The sequence below is a fragment of the Spartinivicinus ruber genome, assembly GCF_011009015.1.
In the GTDB taxonomy this organism is placed as follows: Bacteria; Pseudomonadota; Gammaproteobacteria; order Pseudomonadales; family Zooshikellaceae; genus Spartinivicinus; species Spartinivicinus ruber.
On sequence record NZ_CP048878.1, the window covers coordinates 5,941,795 to 5,964,674 of the forward strand.

General features: G+C 39.0%; 27 protein-coding genes. 3 read left to right on the forward strand and 24 right to left on the reverse strand.

Going from position 1 to position 22,880, the window contains the following annotated elements; genetic code table 11:
* Positions 1-19: 19 nt before the first annotated feature.
* The 6 genes from G4Y78_RS26755 to G4Y78_RS26780 form a co-directional block, all read right to left on the reverse strand.
* Positions 20-1,027: an ABC transporter substrate-binding protein gene (locus G4Y78_RS26755; RefSeq protein WP_222937595.1), complete on the reverse strand. Its 1,008-nt coding sequence runs from the start codon at positions 1,025-1,027 to the stop codon at positions 20-22.
* Between the two features lie 196 nt (positions 1,028-1,223).
* A complete protein-coding gene (gene phoU / locus G4Y78_RS26760) occupies positions 1,224-1,946 on the reverse strand; it encodes a phosphate signaling complex protein PhoU (RefSeq protein WP_163836016.1) in 723 nt (240 codons plus the stop codon).
* 327 nt (positions 1,947-2,273) lie between these two features.
* Positions 2,274-3,074, reverse strand: a complete 801-nt coding sequence (gene pstB / locus G4Y78_RS26765) for a phosphate ABC transporter ATP-binding protein PstB (RefSeq protein WP_222937779.1) — start codon at positions 3,072-3,074, stop codon at positions 2,274-2,276.
* Between the two features lie 233 nt (positions 3,075-3,307).
* Positions 3,308-4,978: a phosphate ABC transporter permease PstA gene (pstA, locus tag G4Y78_RS26770; RefSeq protein ID WP_163836018.1), complete on the reverse strand. Its 1,671-nt coding sequence runs from the start codon at positions 4,976-4,978 to the stop codon at positions 3,308-3,310.
* Positions 4,979-4,999: 21 nt separating this feature from the next.
* On the reverse strand, positions 5,000-7,276 hold the full coding sequence (locus G4Y78_RS26775) for an ABC transporter permease subunit (RefSeq protein WP_163836019.1): 2,277 nt from the start codon (positions 7,274-7,276) through the stop codon (positions 5,000-5,002).
* A gap of 211 nt (positions 7,277-7,487) precedes the next feature.
* Complete coding sequence (locus G4Y78_RS26780) at positions 7,488-8,465, reverse strand: PstS family phosphate ABC transporter substrate-binding protein (protein ID WP_163836020.1); 978 nt, start codon at positions 8,463-8,465, stop codon at positions 7,488-7,490.
* A 457-nt stretch (positions 8,466-8,922) separates the two neighbouring features.
* Between G4Y78_RS26780 and G4Y78_RS26785 the strand changes: the two genes are divergently transcribed.
* Both G4Y78_RS26785 and G4Y78_RS26790 read left to right on the forward strand, forming a co-directional pair.
* Complete coding sequence (locus G4Y78_RS26785) at positions 8,923-9,474, forward strand: TRAP transporter small permease subunit (protein WP_163836021.1); 552 nt, start codon at positions 8,923-8,925, stop codon at positions 9,472-9,474.
* The gene (locus G4Y78_RS26790) at positions 9,474-10,856 is read left to right on the forward strand and encodes a TRAP transporter large permease (RefSeq protein ID WP_163836022.1); all 1,383 of its coding nucleotides are present in this window, start codon (positions 9,474-9,476) and stop codon (positions 10,854-10,856) included. Before G4Y78_RS26785 ends, G4Y78_RS26790 begins: the two co-directional genes overlap by 1 nt.
* Before the next feature lie 21 nt (positions 10,857-10,877).
* Here the strand turns inward: G4Y78_RS26790 and G4Y78_RS26795 are convergent, their stop codons facing one another.
* Positions 10,878-11,747, reverse strand: a complete 870-nt coding sequence (locus G4Y78_RS26795) for an alpha/beta hydrolase (protein WP_163836023.1) — start codon at positions 11,745-11,747, stop codon at positions 10,878-10,880.
* A gap of 680 nt (positions 11,748-12,427) precedes the next feature.
* Here G4Y78_RS26795 and G4Y78_RS26800 point away from each other — a divergent pair.
* A complete protein-coding gene (locus G4Y78_RS26800; RefSeq protein ID WP_163836024.1) occupies positions 12,428-13,096 on the forward strand; it encodes a hypothetical protein in 669 nt (222 codons plus the stop codon).
* Positions 13,097-13,177: 81 nt separating this feature from the next.
* On the opposite strand, the gene G4Y78_RS26805 is transcribed toward G4Y78_RS26800, so the two are convergent.
* The 17 genes from G4Y78_RS26805 to G4Y78_RS26885 all read right to left on the reverse strand — a co-directional run bounded on the left by G4Y78_RS26805 (position 13,178) and on the right by G4Y78_RS26885 (position 22,268).
* Positions 13,178-13,606 (reverse strand): hypothetical protein, encoded by a 429-nt coding sequence (locus G4Y78_RS26805; protein ID WP_163836025.1) that lies wholly within the window; start codon positions 13,604-13,606, stop codon positions 13,178-13,180.
* 48 nt (positions 13,607-13,654) lie between these two features.
* Positions 13,655-14,056, reverse strand: a complete 402-nt coding sequence (gene fos, locus G4Y78_RS26810) for a fosfomycin resistance glutathione transferase (protein WP_163836026.1) — start codon at positions 14,054-14,056, stop codon at positions 13,655-13,657.
* Entirely contained in the window at positions 14,049-14,534 is a 486-nt protein-coding gene (locus G4Y78_RS26815; protein ID WP_163836027.1) for a GrpB family protein, read from the reverse strand. Before G4Y78_RS26815 ends, fos begins: the two co-directional genes overlap by 8 nt.
* A 73-nt stretch (positions 14,535-14,607) precedes the next feature.
* Positions 14,608-15,237, reverse strand: a complete 630-nt coding sequence (can, locus tag G4Y78_RS26820; RefSeq protein ID WP_163836028.1) for a carbonate dehydratase — start codon at positions 15,235-15,237, stop codon at positions 14,608-14,610.
* A 180-nt stretch (positions 15,238-15,417) separates the two neighbouring features.
* Positions 15,418-15,792, reverse strand: coding sequence for a nuclear transport factor 2 family protein (locus G4Y78_RS26825; RefSeq protein WP_163836029.1), 375 nt, complete (start codon positions 15,790-15,792; stop codon positions 15,418-15,420).
* The gene (locus tag G4Y78_RS26830) at positions 15,789-16,340 is read right to left on the reverse strand and encodes a dihydrofolate reductase family protein (protein WP_163836030.1); all 552 of its coding nucleotides are present in this window, start codon (positions 16,338-16,340) and stop codon (positions 15,789-15,791) included. Before G4Y78_RS26830 ends, G4Y78_RS26825 begins: the two co-directional genes overlap by 4 nt.
* A gap of 10 nt (positions 16,341-16,350) precedes the next feature.
* Complete coding sequence (locus tag G4Y78_RS31185; protein ID WP_230425654.1) at positions 16,351-16,515, reverse strand: hypothetical protein; 165 nt, start codon at positions 16,513-16,515, stop codon at positions 16,351-16,353.
* A gap of 294 nt (positions 16,516-16,809) precedes the next feature.
* Positions 16,810-17,346 (reverse strand): GNAT family N-acetyltransferase, encoded by a 537-nt coding sequence (locus tag G4Y78_RS26840; RefSeq protein ID WP_163836031.1) that lies wholly within the window; start codon positions 17,344-17,346, stop codon positions 16,810-16,812.
* 19 nt (positions 17,347-17,365) lie between these two features.
* Positions 17,366-17,740 (reverse strand): VOC family protein, encoded by a 375-nt coding sequence (locus G4Y78_RS26845; protein WP_163836032.1) that lies wholly within the window; start codon positions 17,738-17,740, stop codon positions 17,366-17,368.
* Between the two features lie 5 nt (positions 17,741-17,745).
* Positions 17,746-18,228, reverse strand: coding sequence for a GNAT family N-acetyltransferase (locus G4Y78_RS26850; RefSeq protein WP_163836033.1), 483 nt, complete (start codon positions 18,226-18,228; stop codon positions 17,746-17,748).
* Between the two features lie 58 nt (positions 18,229-18,286).
* A complete protein-coding gene (locus G4Y78_RS26855) occupies positions 18,287-18,721 on the reverse strand; it encodes a GNAT family N-acetyltransferase (protein ID WP_163836034.1) in 435 nt (144 codons plus the stop codon).
* 22 nt (positions 18,722-18,743) lie between these two features.
* Complete coding sequence (locus tag G4Y78_RS26860) at positions 18,744-19,520, reverse strand: class I SAM-dependent methyltransferase (RefSeq protein WP_163836035.1); 777 nt, start codon at positions 19,518-19,520, stop codon at positions 18,744-18,746.
* Between the two features lie 10 nt (positions 19,521-19,530).
* Positions 19,531-19,707 (reverse strand): hypothetical protein, encoded by a 177-nt coding sequence (locus G4Y78_RS26865; protein WP_163836036.1) that lies wholly within the window; start codon positions 19,705-19,707, stop codon positions 19,531-19,533.
* Positions 19,708-19,845: 138 nt separating this feature from the next.
* Positions 19,846-20,103, reverse strand: coding sequence for a putative quinol monooxygenase (locus G4Y78_RS26870; RefSeq protein WP_222937780.1), 258 nt, complete (start codon positions 20,101-20,103; stop codon positions 19,846-19,848).
* A gap of 434 nt (positions 20,104-20,537) precedes the next feature.
* Positions 20,538-21,239: a tRNA (guanosine(46)-N7)-methyltransferase TrmB gene (gene trmB / locus G4Y78_RS26875; protein WP_163836037.1), complete on the reverse strand. Its 702-nt coding sequence runs from the start codon at positions 21,237-21,239 to the stop codon at positions 20,538-20,540.
* Between the two features lie 81 nt (positions 21,240-21,320).
* The gene (locus G4Y78_RS26880) at positions 21,321-21,698 is read right to left on the reverse strand and encodes a DUF423 domain-containing protein (RefSeq protein ID WP_163836038.1); all 378 of its coding nucleotides are present in this window, start codon (positions 21,696-21,698) and stop codon (positions 21,321-21,323) included.
* Between the two features lie 351 nt (positions 21,699-22,049).
* The gene (locus G4Y78_RS26885) at positions 22,050-22,268 is read right to left on the reverse strand and encodes a hypothetical protein (protein ID WP_163836039.1); all 219 of its coding nucleotides are present in this window, start codon (positions 22,266-22,268) and stop codon (positions 22,050-22,052) included.
* Positions 22,269-22,880: the final 612 nt, after the last annotated feature.

Consider the following 22,880-nt stretch of genomic DNA (forward strand, 5'->3'; position numbering starts at 1 on the left):
TGGATAAAAGAGAATTTGCTTATTGTAAATGGAAATAAATCTGACTAACTTTTTTGGTGGCCGTACTCGGCAGAGGTAATAATAATTCCAGTTTTTTCATAACATCAACACTCGGATATAGCCATGAACTCTTCTGCATTGACTCTGGCAGCAAGGCGACTGCAGCAGTATTTGGGCTTGAATAAGCGACATGGCGAGCATTTTCTGCCGCATTCTTTGGCTCATTAAGGAAGTCGATAAAATTAGCTGCCAATTGTTTGTTATCTGAGTCCTCAGCTACGGTCAAATAATCCAAAACCATTACCGAACCTTCATTTGGTATAGTAAAGCCAATTGGTATTCCACTACGCATTAACGAATAGGCCTCACCATTATAAATAGCACTTACCCATAAGTTTTCATTGATAGCCCCTGTGGCAGGATAACGGATATCACTTGCCCACAATACAAATGGCCGCTGATTAGTTAATGCTATTTCCGCTTTCTGTAAAGCACTAATACTCGTACTGTTAACTGAATAACCTAAACTCAGCAAGGTGACAGCGACAGTTTCCTGAGGAGTAGGTGGCATTAAAATTTTACTATATAGTGCAGGAGCAGGATTAAGTATGCTATTCCAGTGCATAATAGGCTCTTGCAACCTTTCATTGTTAAAAGCAATTCCAAGCACTTTCCAAAAATAAGGCACTGCAAATTTTTCCAACAATGTATGTTGTTTTAGCCAACGGCTATCAATATGCTTAATGTTTTTTAGTGAAAAATCAGTGAGAGGAGCTAACCAGCCACTGGCGATATAAGCAGTTGCTGCAGAAGAGTCAACACAAATAACATCCACTCCAAGGCCATCACTTTCTAATAAGAATAAGTTTCGGTCATCATCACTGTTATAATAAACCAGCTTAACTTTCACATTAAATGCTTGCTCAAAGCGTTTATATACAGCCGGTGAAAGATAATTAGAACGAATAAGCACATTCAGCTCAGGCTTTTCGGTTTTAACTGTGTCACTTGCTGTAGCACCAGCCAAAACACTATAGCCATAACTAAGCCAAACAGTGATGAGGCAAAATATATTGAAATGCATTATTTGTTAATAATAGCTTTCAACAAACTAAGTAGCAGGCTTTATTTGTATTTTATTCAAGGGAAGGAAGGATTAAGAGAAGTAAAATTAAACCCTCTCCCAAAGAGGATTAGCACAAAGGAGAGGGGTTGAATAAAAATTACTTTTCGAGCACTTCTTCTTTCATTCGTTTTAAGCCAATATGCCGTACATCGGTACCTTTAACTAAATAAATCACATGCTCGGCTATGTTTCTGGCATGGTCACCAATACGCTCTAAAGACCTAAGCACCCACATAATATTCAATACTCGGGTGATACTTCTTGGGTCTTCCATCATGAAGGTTACCAGCTCTCGCATGGCACTTTTGTATTCCAAGTCAACCGATTTATCTTCCTGAGCCACTCTCAAAGCCATTTCAGTATCAAACCGAGCAAAAGCTGTTAGTGACTCCTGAACCATACGACGTACTCGCGCGCCAATATGGCGAGTCTCAATATAACCTTTTGGTGCTTCACCCTCTTCAGTTAATTCAATAGCATGGCCAGCTATTTTGGCTGCTTCGTCCCCTACTCGCTCCAAGTCGGTAGACATTTTCGAACAGGCAATCACCAACCGTAAGTCACTGGCTGCTGGCTGCCTTCTAGCCAAAATTCGAGCACACTCTTCATCTATCGTAAGTTCCATGCTATTGATTTGATCGTCATTTTTGCGGACCTGCTTAGCTAGTTCACTATCAGCGTCAATAAGTGCTCGTACTGCATCACTCACTTGTTTTTCGACTAAGCCGCCCATTGCCAGCAAGCTATTTCTTACTTCTTCAAGTTCGGCATTAAATTGTTGGGAAATATGCTGAGTATGAGTGTCTGTGTTGATATCCATTACTACCTGCAACCTTTACAGTTCACTTTAGGGTATCTCTAAATTACACTTTTTTAGAGGTACCCTCTTCATTGATAGCCTACTTAAATAATAGCTGAGATATGCCCTCAAAAACGACACAAGATGTTTACATACCCTTCGCGAGTGAATTTTAGGGTTTGTTGTCGTCGCTCTTGACCACCATGGAAGGTGGAAATTCAGCTAATGCATGGAGCATTTAACTGTCACCCCAGTCACTTATTTCAATAAGCTCTTGGGGCCTCATCGCTCGACAGCCTCCCCTAAAAGCCACTCGCTTTGGCTATAAGTCTCGAGGATAAATCCTATTTAACCATATCGACCGGTAATATAGTCCTCTGTTTGTTTCTGTGATGGATTAGTGAAGAGTGTATCTGTATCATCAAATTCGACTAATTTACCCATGTACATAAATGCTGTGTAGTCGGAAACACGAGCCGCCTGTTGCATATTATGGGTAACGATAACAATAGTATATTTTGATTTTAGTTCGTTAATTAGTTCTTCAATTTTTAAAGTAGAGATCGGGTCTAGTGCTGAAGCAGGCTCATCCAACAATAAAACTTCAGGCTCTACAGCAATAGTTCTGGCAATAACCAAGCGCTGCTGCTGGCCACCCGACATGCCCAAGGCACTTTCATGCAACCGATCTTTAACTTCATCCCATAATGCAGCGCCTTTTAAAGCCCACTCCACCACTTCATCCAAAACACGCTTTTTATTAATGCCTTGAATTCTTAATCCATAAGCAACATTTTCATAAATGCTTTTGGGAAAAGGATTAGGCTTCTGAAATACCATGCCAACCCTTCTACGAAGGTCCGCAACGTTCACAGAGCGATCATAAATATTCTGATTATCCAAGGCGATTCGGCCTTCTACCCGACAACCATCCACCAGATCATTCATCCGATTCAAGCTTCTTAAAAGGGTGGATTTACCACAACCAGAAGGCCCAATAAAAGCAGTCACCCGTTTTTGTGGAATTGACAAATTAATGTCAAACAGTGCCTGCTTCTCCCCATAAAACAAATTAACATTAGAAATTTCAAGGCAAAGCTGTTCTTGGCTTAAGTCAAGACTTTGTCTGCCACGCCCGAGGGTTGCCATGTCTACACCATGAGTCAATGGCTGGTTTCCCTGTTGGTTAGTTTGTTGTGCGTCAAGGGTTGCGAGGGTCGTCATAACATACTCTCACTCTTAATAATAAATGCTATTGGACTGGCTATATATAAATTAACTTCATATATCCCCTTCAATTTGGGTAATGCCAGTGTCGTATCCGATAATAACGATTGAATGCGACAATTAAGGGGGGTTGATATTTCCATCTAAAGACACCCCTATACTTCTAATGACTTATACTTTTCACGTAAATGGTTACGAATCGCGACTGCTGATAAATTTAATACTGCAATCACAATGACCAATAATAATGCTGTGGCATAGACCAAAGGACGAGCTGCTTCCACATTTGGGCTTTGGAAGCCGACATCATAAATATGGAAACCCAAATGCATAAACTTCTGATCAAGATGTAAATAAGGATAGTTGCCATCCAATGGTAGTGAGGGGGCTAATTTAACCACCCCCACTAACATCAAAGGTGCAACCTCACCTGCAGCCCTTGCCACAGCTAAAATTAAGCCTGTCATCATGGCCGGGCTAGCCATTGGTAGTACAACCCGCCACAGCGTTTCTGCTTTGGTGGCACCTAGTGCCAAACTGCCTTCTCGTACTGCCCGAGGAATACGGGATAGTCCTTCTTCTGTAGCGACAATAACCACTGGCAAGGTGAGTAATGCCAAGGTAATTGAAGCCCATAATAAACCAGGGGTACCGAAGGTTGGGGAAGGTAACGCTTCTGGAAAAAATAACTGATCAATATTAGAACCAAGAAAATAAACAAAAAAACCTAAGCCAAAGACCCCATAAACAATAGATGGAACTCCTGCTAAGTTATTAACCGCAATCCGGATGGTTCTGGTAATTACACCCTGATTCGCGTATTCCCTTAAATAAACCGCTGCAATAACACCAAATGGCGTTACCATCACCGACATCAGAATAACCATCATCACCGTACCAAATATGGCAGGGAAAATGCCACCTTCTGTATTAGCCTCACGAGGCTCATCACTCACAAACTCCCACACTTTATCCCCATAAAAAGCTATTTTTTGAAAAATGCTCATATCATTGGGTTTATAGGCACGTACTACTTTTGCCAGGGATATTTCTGTTGTATTACCATCAACAGAATCAACGATTATGCTGTCACGTTGGAAGGTAACCTGTAGCTTGCCTAACTCTTTTTCAAGCTGCTTATATTGTGCTTGTAGTTCTGCTTCCTGAGCTTTTATATCTGCTAACCTAGTGGGAGTTAATTCACCAACTAGTTCCAGCTTGCGCTGCTGTAACCTTAATCTTTCCAGCCCAGAATTAATTGAACCAATATCATGCTTTTCAATTTCATAAATATCATCGTAAATCGTTAATGCACGCTCAATTCGCTGCTGAAAAATATTCCACAACTCAGGGTCATTGGCTTCCGCAACAAGCTCTCCGCTCTCTTTAACACCTCTTAAATAGCCGTAAAAATTACCCCACTCCCGGCGTTCTATTGCCATAATTTCTTTGGGGTATTCAATGTTGGTTAGATAATTTGCCACTACCCACTGAAAATCAGCACTGGTTAAATCACGGTTGCCCACTTTGAGTAGCGTACGCTGCATAGTTTCTACGCCATCAATAACCGGCACACCTGCATTCTCTAGGCGTTTTACAGGCACTTCTTCATGATCAACTTCTTCACCAGCTACCAACCGACTCTCAGCCCCTGGTAGCTCATAGTTAGCCTGCATGATAACGCTAGGCCAAAAATGCCCCATGCCTCTAACCGCAATTAATGCCAATAAACCAACCACCATAACAATACTGATGGCTACGGCTCCTGCATTAAGCCAAACCCAAGGTTCACCGCTTCTATACCATTTTTTTAAAGAAACACGCATAACTTTCAAACCTATCTAGTGTTATAGCGAGCTGTAACGCTTTCTAAGCCGATGACGAATCATTTCAGCCATGGTGTTAACAACAAAGGTGAATAAAAACAGCACCAATGCAGCTAAAAATAATACTCGGTAATGGGAGCTACCCACTTCAGACTCAGGCATTTCTACGGCAATATTGGCTGCCAAAGTCCGCATTCCTTCAAAAATATTGACATCCATGATAGGGGTATTACCTGTTGCCATTAATACAATCATGGTCTCACCCACAGCTCTTCCCATACCTATCATCACTGCAGAAAAAATACCTGGGCTTGCGGTTAACAACACCACACGGGTTAAGGTCTGCCAAGGTGTCGCGCCTAAAGCAAGAGAGCCATAGCTCAAGTGTTTAGGTACACTAAAAATAGCGTCTTCAGTAATAGAAAAAATTGTCGGGATTACAGCAAAGCCCATAGCCAAACCAACGACAAGTGCATTACGCTGATCAAAACTAATACCATGCTCGACTAACCAGCTACGCATATTTCCACTAAAAAATACGCCTTCCATTGTGGGGCTCATGGTAATAGCCAGCCAGCTTAAAATAATTACAACTGGTATTAACAATAATGGCTGCCAACCATCAGGCACTCGGTGTCGAATAGAATCCGGTAATTGATGCCAACCGAATGAAAATAATAAGAAACCAATAGGTACCACCATAAGCAAGGCAAAAATACCTGTTAAGTGGTCTTCAACAAAAGGTGCAAGCCACAGCCCAGCCAAAAAGCCCAAAATAACTGTGGGTAATGCTTCCATTAACTCAATAACAGGTTTAACTTTTCGGCGCATGGCTGGAGCCATAAAATAAGCGGTATAAATCGCTCCACAAATTGCCAGTGGGGTTGCCAATAACATGGCATAAAAGGCGGCTTTTAAGGTGCCAAATGCTAATGGCATCAGGCTCATTTTAGGCTCAAAGTCATTGGTGGAAGCAGAGGACTGCCAAATATAAGCTGGCTCGTCATAATTCTCGTACCACACTTCCCTCCATAATGAAGACCAGGATATTTCTGGATGCTCATTATCAATGTTCCAAAAACTTAACTGGCCACTATGGTCCTCAGCTAAAAATGCTTTACCACGGGGAGACACCGCCAGCCACTCAATTGGTTTGTCGCTGATTTGCTCACTAATCAAGGAGCGGTGAGCCGTAGTGTTATAAATGCCTATTTGCCCTTTATCATCTGCTACTAAAAATCCTTTACGTCGGTGTTCTGGAGCTATGCTAGTTATATTATTTTCAGCCAGCTTAAAGTCTCTAATCTGCTCTAAACGCCATTGGCTGTCTTTGTTTTTGACTAAAAACCACTGAGAAATATTGCCACCACTATCACCCAATAATAACGAAACACCCCCAAGCAATAATTTAGCTTGAGAAAGCTGATATTCACCGCTAGTAACATTTAATACACTATTAATTTTTGGGTGTTCCCGATCAGCAATATTAAGCACCGCTATTTGCGTCTGATTAATTGTTACATACAACCAGCGTTGCTCTGGGTCAATTAACAAGCCCTTCACATCACCAGTAATTTTTGGCAACTCTAAATGTTCTTCTTCAAAAGTGATTTCTTCAGTTAAAAAGTCTTCTTCTTTATTCAGTATATTAAGGAGCAACTTGTCATTTGTTGCCCCAGCAATGACCAGTGCTTCTTCAGTATCGCGGATGGCGATATGGGTGATAGCATCTCCAGTTTCAGATAATACTACTGGCTCTTTTCCATAAGGATACTCAATGGAGGGATCAATTTGACGTTGATTATTATCGCCATAGCTCACTTTATATTCATGCTTAAAAACCAGTACTTCACCGTTACTAAAACCTAATGCAAGTTCATCAGTAGCTGGCCCAGCTTCAGCTATAGCAGTGACTTCACTATTTGCTGGTACTGGTAAAGCATGTTTTTTGAGGATTTCACCAGAATTGGTTTTGAAAAAAATGGCATTACCCACTTCATCAACTCTAATCCCAATTTCAGCTTGCTCTTCCATACTGAGATAGAGGGTTTTGGCTTGCTCTGCCACCGCAGGCAAAGAATACTGACTGACTTTTTCTATTGAGGCCGACTTAAATAGCGGCATTACCTCATACATCAAATAAAGAAATATCAACAAAATGGCAACAATAACGCCAATGCCGCCGATTGCTACTCCCCACTTAGCAAAGATATCTTTAAAGTGGCGCAAGCGGCGGTAACGTTTGGCACTTGCTGTATTTAAATCAACAGTTGGTGTGTATGTGGTTTGCTCTTTCATGGCAGGTACATTAGTGGCTGATTATTACAGATATGTTACAAATGAATGAAGAGCCGTGTTGAATTATTCACATGCTTACTTTTTGGTATTTTCAACCGATAAAAACAAAAGTAACCGAGTGCTACTTGGCATAGCACTCGGTTAATTATTTGCCTTCACTTAACTTTCTAATTAGCCTAAGTAAGCGCTTTAGGCTAGATATTTGAGTTGATTAAACACCTAACTTCTTCAACTGTTTATCAACCACTTTAGAAGGTAGAGGGATATAGCCATCTTTAATCACTACCTCCTGACCTTGCTTTGATAAAACAAGCTTAATAAATTCTCTATCAAGTGGAGATAGTGGTTTGTTTGGCTGCTTGTTTACATAGACATACAAGAACCGAGACAGCGGATAGTTGCCTTTAACTGCATTTTCAGGGGTTGCCTCAATAAATGGCTGTCCATCTTTCTTTGCAAGCGGCACAGTACGTACACTGGATGTCTTATAACCAATGCCTGAATAACCAATACCATTAATAGAGGCACTTACAGACTGGACAACGGAGGCTGACCCTGGCTGCTCATTGACATTGTTTTTAAAGTCACCTTTACAGAGTGCTTTCTCTTTATAGTATCCATAAGTACCAGATACTGAATTACGACCAAACAATTGGATATCACGCTTTTCCCATGAGCCATTTAGTCCTGCCTTACCCCAGGTACTGATATCTTCTTTATGGCCACATTTGCGCGTTGTAGAGAAAATAGCATCTACTTGCTTAATCGTAAGCCCTTTAACTGGGTTATCTTTGTTGACAAATACTGCTAGTGCATCAATAGCAACAGGAATTGCAGTTGGTTTGTAGCCATACCTTTTCTCAAACGCTTCCAACTCTTTATCTTTCATCTTACGGCTCATTGGGCCGATGTTAGCAGTCCCTTCTGTTAATGCAGGAGGAGCAGTCGATGAACCTGCTGCCTGAATTTGAATATTAACGTTTGGATAAACCCGCTTGAACTCTTCTGCCCATAGGGTCATTAAGTTAGCTAACGTATCTGAACCAACACTTGATAAGTTGCCAGAAACACCACTGGCCTTAGCGTAGCTGGCAATTTTAGGGTCTACCTCTTGAGCTGCTTGGGTTAGCCCGCTAATAGTGCCCACTGCTACTAGGGCGACTGCTGGAAAAATGCCTATCAATTTCATCACATGCTCCTAATGGGGTTGTTTCCTGGCACAGTATCTATCTAAGCGGTGTTAACTATATGGATGAATTATGACGTTTTTGTTAAATATCTGAGCGAAAAATCAGCAGCTTGTCACTAAATCTTCGCACTTTGATCGCTTTTAGAGCTAATCGATATTTTTTCTATTACAAGGGCATCTCTAATAATTGTTTATTGTCTTGTTCAAGACCCCGTTAGCTTGCCCAGAGGACATAAACAATTATTAGAAGCGCCCTAAAGTTTTTCTTTTTCTAACTATCACCGCTCTGCAATTTAAAGTGTTCTACAAATCGCTAAAGTAAGGTAACTTGGTATACTGGCTTGGATACTTGTCCACTAGGGCAGCCAGGGATTACTCATGGTATTTAGGCCATACAAATAAACAACAAGATATAAGAGCACTCAGTGCCTTTATAAAGTGTCAAAATAGGTGTCAGATGAGCATTAAAAAGATAACAACTGCTGTTGCCATCATTGACCGTATCACAGAAGCAATTGGGAATTTTGCAGCATGGTTTAACCTGCTACTGATGACTATTGTGTTCGTGGTAGTGGTTTTACGTTATGGGTTTGGTTTTGGCTCTATAGCTTTCCAAGAGTCAGCCATTTATGTCCATGCTTTTATATTTCTCGCAGCTAGTGGCTATACCCTTAAACACAATGGCCATGTGCGAGTGGATATTTTCTATTGCCGTTTTTCTAGCAAAACTCAGGCACTAATCAACTGCTTAGGCAGCTTATTCTTACTTATACCTGTAGTGTTATTTATTGGCTGGATGAGCTGGTCTTTTGTCTTCGAATCCTGGCGCATTTATGAAGGCTCCAGTCAGGCAGGTGGATTGCCTGGCGTTTTTGTATTGAAAAGCTTTATTTTGGTGATGGTAGCTACCCTGCTCCTGCAAGGTATTGGGGAATTTCTTCGAGCAATCCTCATTATTAAAAACCAAGATACACCTTCTAATGAGTCTATAAATGAGGGGGCAGCCTAATGCTGGAAGCAATACCACTGTTGATGTTTGTTGTTGTCTGTGGGGTTCTGCTATTGGGTTACCCTGTCGCCTTCTCCCTTGCAGGCACGGCGATTGTGTTTGCTGCAGTAGGTTCCACTACAGGTGCTTTCGACCCTGCTATTCTCCATGCGTTACCCAGCCGCCTCTACGGTACCATGACCAATCAAACCTTGATGGCTGTGCCACTATTTGTATTTATGGGGGTTATGTTAGAGAAATCTAAAATAGCAGAAAACCTACTGAACAGTATGGCCCTTTTATTTGGTCGTTTTCCTGGCGGGCTAGGTATTTCAGTTACAGTCGTTGGTATGCTGTTAGCGGCTAGTACCGGAATTGTCGGCGCAACCGTGGTTACCATGGGGCTGTTGTCTTTACCAACGATGCTAAAAAGAGGCTATAACAAAAGCCTCGCCGCAGGCACTATCTGTGCTACTGGGACTTTAGGACAAATTATCCCTCCTTCTATTGCCTTGGTTTTGCTTGGTGATGTGTTATCAAGCGCTTATCAGCAAGCTCAAATTGATATGGGTATTTTTTCACCTAAAACTGTATCCGTAGGTGATTTATTTGTTGGTGCTATTATTCCAGGGTTATTGTTAGTAATTATGTATGTTGCTTATCAATTTGTTGTTGCACTATTCAAGCCTGCCAATGCCCCCGCTATTAATACAGAGCAGCTCAAAAAAGACATTCAAGATAACAGCAGTTTATTAGGTAGTCTTATTCCTCCCCTACTATTAATTTTTGCTGTACTCGGTTCCATTTTAGGTGGACTAGCTACCCCGACAGAAGCAGCTGCAGTAGGTGCTGTGGGTGCAACTTTACTCGCTTTCAGTAAAAAACAACTCAGCTTTAAGCAGCTTCAAGCAGTTGTTCAATCCACCACCAAAGTTACTTGTATGGTCTTTATGATATTGATTGGTGCCTCTGTTTTTTCATTGGTATTTAGAGGCTATGGCGGTGATGAAGTCATTCAGGAAATTTTTAACGATATGCCTGGTGGAGTCATTACAGCCACATTTATTGTAATGCTGGTGATTTTCCTGCTTGGCTTTATATTAGATTTTATTGAAATTACCTTTGTCGTAGTGCCTATTGTAGGCCCCGTATTATTAGCTATGGGATTAGACCCCATTTGGTTAGGTGTAATGATTGCGGTTAACTTACAAACCTCATTTTTAACTCCTCCCTTTGGCTTTGCACTTTTTTATCTACGTGGCGTTGCTCCAAAGGGGTTATGCACTACTGATATCTATAAAGGAGTTGCTCCCTATATCATTATTCAATTAATTTTGCTGGCCCTACTAGCCTATTGGCCTGGGCTAACAACCTGGCTGCCAAAAGTGATGTATGGATCGTAAATTGGGTATTTCTACTCCATACTAACCCGTAGAAAACAAACCAAATTGCTGGCTCACTTTAGAGAATAAAGGAGAGCCAGCTTCTCCTAACTGATCTAACATCGTGTAATGGTTAACTCCTTTAACCTGTATTTGCTTCAAATACGGTAAATACCTTTGCCAACTTTCGCCAAATGCCTGCTGCTGATCATGGAATCCTATTGCTTCCTGCTCTCCTACCGCTAATAACAGCGAGGGTTGTACCATTGGTACTAAACGAATAGGGCTAAATTGACTGACTTCCACATCGGTTAGCTTCAAGACTCTATTCACAAAACAGTTTTGAATAGGTCCCAAATTATAAATACCACTTAATGCAGCAATGCCTTTGATGAGATTATTGGGAATTTTAGGGCTCAGTTGCTGCCAATCAACAGTTAATAAATAACTGGCTAAATGAGCACCAGCTGAATGCCCCACCAGATATAGCTGATCTCGATTAATTTGATAGTCTGCTGCATGTTGGTAGATCCAGTGCAATGCTCTTTGAATGCTGTTAGTAATTTCGGTTATCGATGCATGAGGGGCAAGTGGGTAATTAATAAAAATAAAGTTAACCCCACGATCAACCCACATGGGCGCTAAAAAGTGAAAAAACTTTTTATCCATCGACTGCCAATAACCACCATGAATAAACAAAATTGCAGGCTGATTAGCATGCTTGGCTGGAAAGATATCAATTGATTCCCGATTAGACAGGCCATACTTAATATCATCAAAATGGATGTAAAACTGTCGGGCTCTTTTGCTGGTATCCTGCCAGGAAGCAAGTATTTGCTCAAAATTCTTCACTGTCTGGCGATTGTTATAATCTCTATCAAGGGACTGCTGAGTATACTGTTGGTATTGCATAGCCCTTCCTGGTTTATCAGTATTTGAATCAATTCATACTTTTAATTTGATCCACATTACAAATAAAGTTTAACTCTTGCAATGCAATTCAGTTCATACTCATCATGAACAAAAGGAATACACAGTTATCTACTAAATAGAAGCTCCCACTTATCTTTGATCTAACCCTCTTTTAACTGCGTAATTTCAGTACACTTGCTCCAATTAATAGTCGGTGGTTTTTGAACTCCCCTCTTAATTAATTGACGATTTTTTTTACTAACTTTTTTATGACCTACTTAATTCTAATGGTTAGTTTATTGAACGAATACACGTTTAACCACTCAACAAAAATAGTATACGCGAATCTAAAACTCATTAGACATTTAATCACCAGCATATAATTAATATTTTGTCAGAAGCATTTACATACTTTTAATTCATGATTCGCCCTAAAAATAAAACAACTTTCTCACTGAAATCACTTTGTGAATTATCACTATATTCCTGTAAATATTTTTAACAGACAAATTGTGCAAAACAGCACACTATAAAAAATAAAGCTCACTAGAAAGCTAATTTAATTAAAACTGGCACGATGCTGGCAGTTAGGGAAAGGTAAATTCACTGCACATATAGCTTTTATCAAAAACCATCTGTGCAGGTCATACACGACAAACTCATATAAGGTTATAAAGCAAATGATTAAAAAAGGATTGGCTACATTAGCACTAGGTTCTGTTTTAGCTGCATCAGCTCATGCAACTGTTTACACTTATGAGCAAGGCATGAGAAATGTTCAAAGTGCCAAATTCACTTATGATGACCAAACACAAAAATTTTCTCTTAATGCAACACTAAAAGGGAATACAGATGGCCTATGGGCAGTGGTTAACCGTGGTAACAGCCCAAGCACAAAAAATGCTGGCTTTATGCACATTGACTTGAAAAACAACGTAATTACCGTTAACAAAGGCTACAGCATTCTTGGTCAAAACTACAAAAATCCTGTTGTTCAACGCTTTGAAAACGTTATCAATTATCACAAGCAAAATAACCAAACTACACTTGACTTCACTATTGACGTTGCACAAATCAATGCTCAATTACGTCAAAACGATCCTTTAGGTGGTATTGAGTTTAATAATACTATTGGTGGCTGGGTCCACGTAGACTATAGCCCACGCGCTAGCTACAACGGCAACCAACTAACTTACTGGAAATATTCTGGGGTTAACGGCTTAGATTTCCACAACAAGCAATCTACCGTTATTGTTCCACCTAAGCCTCCAGTACCAGTACCAACTCCAGCACCTCTTGCTTTAATTGCTTTAGGCTTACTTGGTCTATATCGTCGCGCTAAAGCTTAATTGCTTTCAAGCATACGAACTAAAAAAGGCTACATTAATGTAGCCTTTTTTGTTTAAGGGATAAAGGGCACCCCTAAAATCTTACTCTACACAGAATATTTTTTTAAAACAATTTAGCAAATCCAACTGAATAGCCTCATCACCTACCAATACAGGTGCAATACGAATGGAAATACTCTGACCATTACCCCATGGCCACCAGGCACAATACAAAAACGAACCATTTATTGGATTAGATATCAGCAGCTGTTGCCCAGGCACAATGCCTCCAAGATTACTGGATACCTGCTTTACTGCTTCAGATGCGTTTTCGATACTAGATTCATCCCAAGTTATATCAAGGCTTTTACTAACCGCTTGGTGCACTAACTCCTTTTTATCCACAGAAAAAGCGGTTAATACAGTATTAAACCTGCTATCCCACTCCCAGGATAGCTCACCTGCAGCTAACGACTGCATTAAGTCTTGAGCAATATTTTCCAGGTTAGTGTCTTGATTTTCAGTAGCCACCGCCTAACCCTCATATCGGTTAACCTTATTAATCTTTAATAATAGCAGTTAATATAACACTAGGCCTGGATAAGGGTTTTCTTTCAATGTGTGTAAACGGCTTTGCAGGCAACCAACGTGAATTTCCAGCTTGTGACCATCAGGGTCCAGTATATAGAGAGAACTACCTTCACTCGTATTAACCTTCCATTGCCTGATTTTCATATCAATGAATCGATTCTTTAAAATAGAAAAGCCTTGCTCGCCAATATCAAATGCAATATGCGTATAATCTTTTCTTGATTGAACTTCATCATCTCGTGACAAGCAAAACCAAAGGCTTCCTGCACTAAGATAAGCGCCTTTAGTCCACTTTGCATGAGGTTTAAAACCCAAAACCTCCACATAAAATTCAAACGACTTATTTAAATCACTTACTGCCAAAGTAATATGGTTTAGACCATTAATCACTGTTATTAAAGCTCCAAAATCTGTCTAATAAAGTTGCTTTTTTCTCGCGGTATTGTTCTTCTGATAAATTCTGACAAGATAACTTTATGTTATTATACTCCAATAGCAGCCTATAATCACTTTTCAATTTATCACGAAATACCAAGAAAAACTCAAATTTAGAGCCGTTAGCGACAAGCTGAATTGCAGTATCACACTCATATTGGCCTGCTTCCAACATGCAAAGCGATTCAGTACGAAGCGTATCTTTTTTAATTCTAAATCCTAAGCTTATAATTTTATCAATGCATTCCTGATGAACAGCTAACGGTACACCCACAAAAATATCTAAGTCTCCTTTTGATATAGCACCTTTGATTGCTGATGAGCCAATATGCTCTACTCTGGCAAAAGGAATTGCATGAATGATTTTACTTGTTACCTGATCAAAAATAAGTTTGTTTCTTTCGTAGTATTGGTCTGAATTAAGGAGTTTCATTCTATTTTACGACTGTCATTAAGAGCTTAATGACAGTCTGTTTTTAAAGATTAAGAAGTGATGAAGGAAGGAATTATTTTACTCGATGAATCTGATCTATCTCATCCAAGCCAGTAGTACAAACATTCAAATCTCGTAAAATCCCATCTTCAATACTATAAATCCAGCCATGAACAGCTAGTTCCTGCCCTGCTTTCCAAGCATTTTGTACGATTGTGGTATGGCATACATTGGCTACCTGCTCAATAACGTTCAATTCACACAGAACATTAATTTGTTCTTCTTCATTTTGAATTGCATTAAGCTTTTCCTGGTGGTAACGGTAGATATCTTTGATATTTCTCAGCCAGTTATCGATCAAACCATGCTCATGATGATCTATTGCCGCTTTAATACCACCACACCCATAGTGACCACAGACAATAATATGCTTTACTTTCAGTACCTCAACAGCAAACTGTAAAACAGAAAGGCAGTTGAGATCAGTATGGACCACTACATTGGCAATGTTACGATGAACAAACACTTCACCTGGGGGTAAATCAACAATCTGGTTGGCAGGCACTCGGCTATCAGAGCAACCAATCCATAGATACTCAGGTGCTTGCTGTTTAGACAGCTGAGCAAAAAACTCTGGATCCTGCTCTTTAATTGAAGCAGCCCAAGCCCGGTTTCTATCAAGTAAGTGTTTCAGTGTTTTCAAAACCTAGATGCTCCATGATTTCTGTGTTGTAAGCCCACATAACCAAATGTTATCCAAGTCATCTTAGTTTTGCTATACAAACTTACTCTCTTTAGCGGTTATTACCTACTCTCCAACCTAATACTCTATAATTGACCAACATCAATTCAAACGTATGATTAGATTAATTAATGCTCATCATTAAACTACTACAACCCATTGCCTTCGCCAGAGCGGTGTCTCAAAGCTGTCAGGCCAATATTCTTTTTGCCTGCTAATCACCCCTTTTTCTACTTTATGGAAGGTGATAACCGTTGCACTTACTTCATTATCACTGACTTCCACTTCAGTGACTACCTGATTATCCTTACCGAGTATATTATTTATATGAAATTTCCACTCTCCATTTACAGGATAATGTGTATTAATTTTAGCGAAGTTGTCTCGACCAACAATTAACTCTGAAGACTGTGGCCAATAACACTCAAAGTCTTCTGCTAGCCACTCACTTGCCTTATAAAAATTATTGGCATTCATAGTCTGCCAGAAAATAATCACTATTTCTTCTGGTGTCATTTTATCAAGGCTATCTTTGAATCATTAAATATATATTGTGTTTGAACAAAACCATTGTTAAAAATCTTAGTTTCTACATGGGTCAACTTTACTTCACTGATTACAGAGCCAAACAGAGGAATACCCTCTCCAAGCAGAACTGGTATCTTCGTTATAGTTATATCTGTGAGTAGTTTAAGTTGAAGAAAAGACTGAATTGTAATACCACCATCAACATATAGTCTTTGCTCTCCTTCCATGCTTAATTTTTCTATTAAGCTGGTAAGTTCACCACTAAACAACTCAGATTTATGTTTAGTTAAATCAGGCAGTTGCTTTATAATATTACTAAGCACAACCACTCGTTTATTTGGATAAGGCCACTCGGAAAAGCTCAATATTTTCTCAAATGTGTTTCGCCCTATAACCAAACAACTGACTGTTTTTATAAAGTTTTCATACCCATAATCTTCTTCTTGGCATTCTGCATCCATTAACCAATCTATATCACCGTTTTTTTTTGCAATGAAACCATCTAAACTGGTTGCAATATAAGCTGAAACTTGCACTACTCAATCCTTATTTTTGTTTCATTAACGCCACAGCCAAACCAGATGACAGGAAACTAATGCCCGCTCCTATATTAAGACCTGTTAATACAGCAAACCAAATACCATAACCCAACAATTGAATGGTAACTGATCCTAGATTAGGCTCAACAAACTGAGGGATAAAAGCCAGCACAAACAACCCTGGTTTTGGGTTTATAGTACAGCTGATAGGAACCCTGTTGAAAATATTGTTGTCTGCAGCAACAATGTAAACCCAAAAGTTGCTGCAAGTACATGGAATTATATTCCAGCTCCTGAAGACAATCCTGATACCACTGCAGCTGTATTACCTTGACTAAGCCCTCTTCCTATTGCCAATTAGTTATCCGGCCCCGGCGAAATAACTAATAGTATGCAAGCAAGCGTATAAGCAACTACAATATCTATAGGAAACATTTTAACTCCTTGTCGTGCATGGTTGAGTAGTTCAGTTGTTTTTTCTATTTAGTCCATAAATTGCATGATTTACTATTTTTCCATCAACATTTTCTGCATTAGTAATAATCCCTTCTAATTTCATTCCCAGCCGTTCGCAAACAGCCCGGCTTTTATGATTTTCCTCCGCAGCAGAAATTTGCACTTTATCCATATTATAGTGATTAAAAGCAATTTCGATTAGTTTTTGGCAAACATTAGTAATAATTCCTCTCCCTTGATACTCAGATGCCAGCCAATAGCCAATTTCAACCTTCTTCAGCATCGGATTAATTGAGTTAAAACCACAAACCCCAACCAGTTCTTCTTGATATTTAATTACACACACCATTTTTTTGTCATCAGCATAATCATGCAAAGCTTGATTGATAAAAGACTGGTAGTCTTCAATTGATTTCGTTTTATTCACCCATGGTAGCCACTCTGACAAGTATGCTCTATTTTTTTCCACTAACTCATGCAAGTGTTTAGCCATTACAGGATGAACTAATTCAAGCGCAGTTTCTTTATCTATATTAAGCGAAAACACTGTTTTTCCTTAGTATTTTTTATATTGTTTCATGCAAGAAATTCACTTCAACACCAATACCAGCAGGATCTTTGAAGAACAGTTGAGTCATTCCTATATCTGACAAATGTTCAATATTGAACTTAATTTTAAACTCTCTCAACTTATCTATAAATTCTTCCAATCCCGTCGCTTGAAAAGCAATATGGTCTAAATACCCCTGTCTTTCATTACTATAATGCTTATTACTCTCTGTTAAGTGAATTAATGCCTTCTCATCAAAATAAAGCCAATATCCTTTTCTAAAAAAGTTTGGCCGATACCCTTCAACCAAACCAAATAACTCACAATAAAATAGCTTTAATTTATCCAGTAACTCAATAGGAGTACTGATATTAATATGCTCAATAAACATATATACTATGACTCAGCTAAATCTAACAATGCCTGGCCTGCTAAGCGGTATCCTACCCACTCACTTTGAGCTTTAGCTCCTATTGACTCATAAAACTTGATAGCAGATTCATTCCAATCAAGAACACTCCACTCAAATCTCCCACAATTATTAGATACTGCTTGCTGAGCTAAGTATCTTAATAGTGCTTTACCGGCTCCAGTTCCTCGCTTCTTAGGCGTAATGTACAAATCTTCGAGGTATAAACCATTCTTTCCTAGCCAGGTTGAATAATTAAAAAAGTATACGGCATAACCAATCGGCTCACCATCGTTTTCACAAATTACAGCTTTAGCCCTTGAAGAGTTAGCAAATAGTGATTCAATGATATCAGCTTCTGATGCAATAACTTCATCTTCAGCTTTTTCATACCGAGCTAATTCCTTGATAAATTCAAGAATTAATCCTGCATCCTGACCTGTCGCTTGACGAATAACTAATTCAGACATCACTTATTACTCTCATTAAAATACTATTTTTTAGTTGATTTCACATACCAATACTAGTTTACAGTTGCATATGCAGTAAAGGATAAGGTTTTCCCAGCCCATCCACTGACGAACGGTTTATAGTTTTAAATCCTAAATGTGTGTAAAATCCTACTGCTTGGAGATTTTGTTCATTAACATCAACTTTGTTTGCACCTAACTCATGCACAGCATAATTTATTAACAATTTACCAATACCTTTGCCTCTACATTCAGGCAAGATAAATAGCATTTCAATATTACCATCTGCAACGCCAAGAAACCCAATGATTCCTCCTTCGCTATTTTTGACACACCAAAGTTGTTCTACAGCTTTAAGGTACTCATTTAGTATTTTAGGTTTAAAAAATTGAATATCTTTTTCTGATAAAAAGTCATGGGTTGCTCTCACGGAGGCCTCCCACACATCAACTATTTCGATATAGTCGGCTCTATCTACAACATCTATTTTCATTATAAGCTCTACAAAACTACAGTTAACTCTTCTTCCCTAAAATAGAGTATACAAGTGGCATATCATATTTAAATTTGTCTAGGAAAAATCTCCCAGGCTCCTTTTCCAACATACCTTCAAAGCAGTTATATGGACTAAATGGAAACTCATTTAACTGATCAATTTTTATACCAGAATTTATAAGAGAGTTAATCACATTACTTAACGGGTGTGACCAAGTAACTAATTTAGACTTTTCACCATTACAGTTTTCTGTATAAGTACCTGATTCATCGATATCTGGATCTGGCAAATAAAAATAGGAATAATCAGCTATAAGATCATAAACAGGGTGAAACTCAACCATATAAAATATTCCACCAGGCTTCAAATTGCTTGCTATCGTTTCTGCCCATTTATTTAAGTCTGGAAGCCAACAGATGGCCCCATACGAGGTAAAAACTATATCAAAGCTATTTTTTTCAGGAATATTGTTGTCTATTTCATAAATATCTGAACAAATAAACTCAGCATCTATATTTACTTGTTTCTTTATTTTATTAGCAGCCTCAATCGCAACAGGTGACAAGTCTATGCCTGTAACAATTGCACCTTTTCTAGCCCAAGACAATGAATCGAGACCAAAATGGCATTGCAAATGAAGTAATTTTTTTCCTTTCACATCAGTTAATTCAGCAATCTCTATCTCGCGTAACGAAGTTGTGCCTTCTAAAAAATTTTTTACATCATAAAACTCAGAATCTATATGAACTTTCGCCCGCTTGTCCCAAGCATCTCTATTGATATTTAAGTAATCCATCAAATTACACCTATGTAATCATTTTCTTTATTGTTGTGCCAACTTCTACCGTTCCTGGCTCAATAATTTTTGCATTCATTCCACGTAAATTTAATTGCTTACCCTGTTTAGAGTTTAAAAATTTAACTGCATCCATACTAAACTGATCTGCAAACTTCCTGCACCCTAAATGCGGCTCTTCAGTCACTTCTTTAGTTGCACTACCTACTAATAGTCAAGTTCCTGGTGACTGCCGAATGGTTTCTAGTGCTAACTCAAGGCCCTCTCTTGATGTATAATTACTCATTTAGCACTCCATTCCATTCTATTGAAAAGTATATATAACTTATTTATTAACAGCACCTGTTTTAGAAACCTGAACGATTTCTATTAATCCTAATTCAACGTATTTTTTTGTATGCTCTTCTTCAAAATGCTGCTTGAATGCCATTTCATCGTCAAATCGCTCCCATAATAGAAAGCGCATTGGCTCGCTTTGATCTTGATGTAAGGTGAAGACAGTACACCCAGACTCTTCTATGGTTTTACTACAAAGCTCTAATAATGCACTCGTAGTTTCTTCTATTTTGTTTTGATCTTTAATTCTGCAGTTACATAATAACCTGAATCAAACATAGTATTTCCTATTTTTTCTGATAATAAATATCACTTAGAATAAAGACCCTAGCCAGTTAACTAATACTCACACCATATATCCCATTGCCTACTCTCTGTAAGAATCATGTAAAGGGCAACTATAAAAGCCAACAAGTATTTTTCGTCGAACAGAATATATGAACATAAAAAAGGCCGCATTGAAATGCGACCTTTTATTAATACATTAAATGTTGTACTACTAGCGAGGCAATGGAAAGAGTCTTTAAGGATTCCCTTAATTTATACCCAATCCGAATGGTTTTTAGGTACGACCATCAAATGACGAGGCCCCATGAGCCTATAAATAATAGGTGATTGGGGCGAGGAATGAAGATAACAAAACCTAGAAATCATTCGTGAAGGGTATATTTATGCATGATGCTACTTTATACGTTTATATACCAAGTCCCACACGCCATGCCCTAATCTTTCACCACGCTTTTCAAACTTTGTAATTGGACGATAACCTGGACGTGGTACATAGCGACCATTTGAAGAAGTATTCTCAAAACCTTCAGCCTGCTGCATTACTTCTAGCATATGCTCTGCATAGTTTTCCCAGTCTGTTGCCATGTGGAAAGTTCCACCTATTTGTAGCTTGGCTCGTAATGCTTGAACAAAGGCAGGCTGCACTATACGGCGTTTATGATGGCGCTTTTTATGCCATGGGTCAGGAAAATATAACTGTAGTCGATCAATACTTTCATCTGGAATGCAGTGTTTCAACACCTCAACAGCATCATCACAGTACACACGAAGGTTGGTGAGTTCAGCTTTTTGTGCTTCATTTAATAGGCTACCTACACCAGGGCGATGGACTTCAATACCAATGAAGTTTTTCTCAGGCTCCTGCTCAGCCATTTGCAATAGTGAATGGCCCATTCCAAAGCCAATTTCTAATACCAGTGGAGCAGATCGAGAAAACAGCTCATCTATATTTTTAAGGCCATCATCAATGGTAAGTCCCATCTCAGGCCATACTTCATCCCAGCCACGTTGCTGGCCTACAGTCATTCTCCCTGCTCTAAGTACATAGCTTTTGACCTGCCGGAGATGTTTTGTTGATTGCTTATCTTGATTCATAGGTAACGTCTAAGTGAAATGCAAACAAAGCGGGCTATTCTATAGTGTTTATATTTCAAACAACAAGCAAGAATTGAATGTTTAACTAGGTGATTTGACTGCAAACCAGCAAACACAAACCCATCCAATAATAAACGCCACGCCACCGATAGGTGTTATTGCTCCAAGCCATTTAGTATCCGTTATAGCCAACAAATAAAGACTACCACTGAATATCAATATCCCTGTAATAAAGCTCCAACCGGCAGCTATAAGCGGGGTACTACCTGGCCAGCGATATAAAGCCAAAGCAATAAACCCTAGCGCCATGGTATGGTAAAAGTGATATTGGACCCCAGTTTGATAAACCGCCAATAGGTTTTCTGTCAACCGCAGCTTCAACCCATGAGCACCAAATGCCCCCAATACAACTGCCAATACACCACTGACTCCTGTAAGTAGCAACATGAGCTTGGCCATAATTTCACCATCAGAGTAGGTTATTTAGATTTAAGCAAATGAGTATAATGGATTAACAATACTGACAGTAATGGGATAACTGCCAATTCAGAGTTTTAGGCAAGAGTTAGAAAAGGAACGTTTTTGGTCCGAAGGAATAATAGTAGGGCGTTTAAACCTAACACAATATTTCTGTTTATTTAGTTTTTGTTACGCCCTACAGCCCAATAAGTCAACAGCTTAATGGTTGTACCAAGGTACTGAAATTGTTTATAACCTCTACTCTTAAAGTACTTCCAGATAAGAAAGCCAGCCAGATTGATAAGTTTAGCCATAGAGTCTGAATACAACCTTCATTAACTATAAGCCAGCTTAGTTAGGCTGCTGGCTTTCTTCTTGAGCAACTGTTCTAGCAATACACCTTGCCTCTGCCAGCTCGTTCGCCATTTCGGCTAAGCGGGCACGGTTATTACCAGAAATTTCAACAGTGCCTCCAGGTATATCAGCAACTAAAATCCATCCGCCATCAGGAATGGGTTGACAATCTGCTTCAGTAAAATGGTGAAGCGATACACTTAATACATGCGACATAACAGTACCAACCTTATATTTATCTTGTTCGTTCAGCTACACAACAATAGACTTCTTTTTAAAGAAAAGTTCTGGCTAAGGACAATCACTTACTCACAACTCTTCCAGCTTTTTTTCATTCTGATAATGGCTTCTTATTTTTTGTTCGAATGGTTTAATTGGGTACAGCTACTTATTTATTACCACTGTTTTTTGAGTACAGCTTCTAGAGCATGTTTTATGCCAGATAAAAGATTGTATTTTATGCGACATTCGCTTTATTAAGCTTTATTTTTATTCACAATATGTAGCTTTTATCCTATGATCCTCCTTAGTTGGCCTGTCTGACTCCTTGAAACGGCTGGTTCAGTGCTTTAATCCTTTTCCGAAAGTGAGCTAAATGTCCAAATTTTAGACAATTCTATCACACTAGCTCTTTGAATCATCGTATAAAATTTATTCACACTCTAAGTGATTTATTTATCAGTACTATTATTTTTTTATGACAATATTCTAAGCTTAATTAGGCTCATTTTTTTCCATACCAGAGTTGAAAATCGCTAGTTTTACTAGGGTGTGTTAAACCCATTCTAATAGAAAAGCCATTAGGGTATGTCAGCTATTTTTTCATTG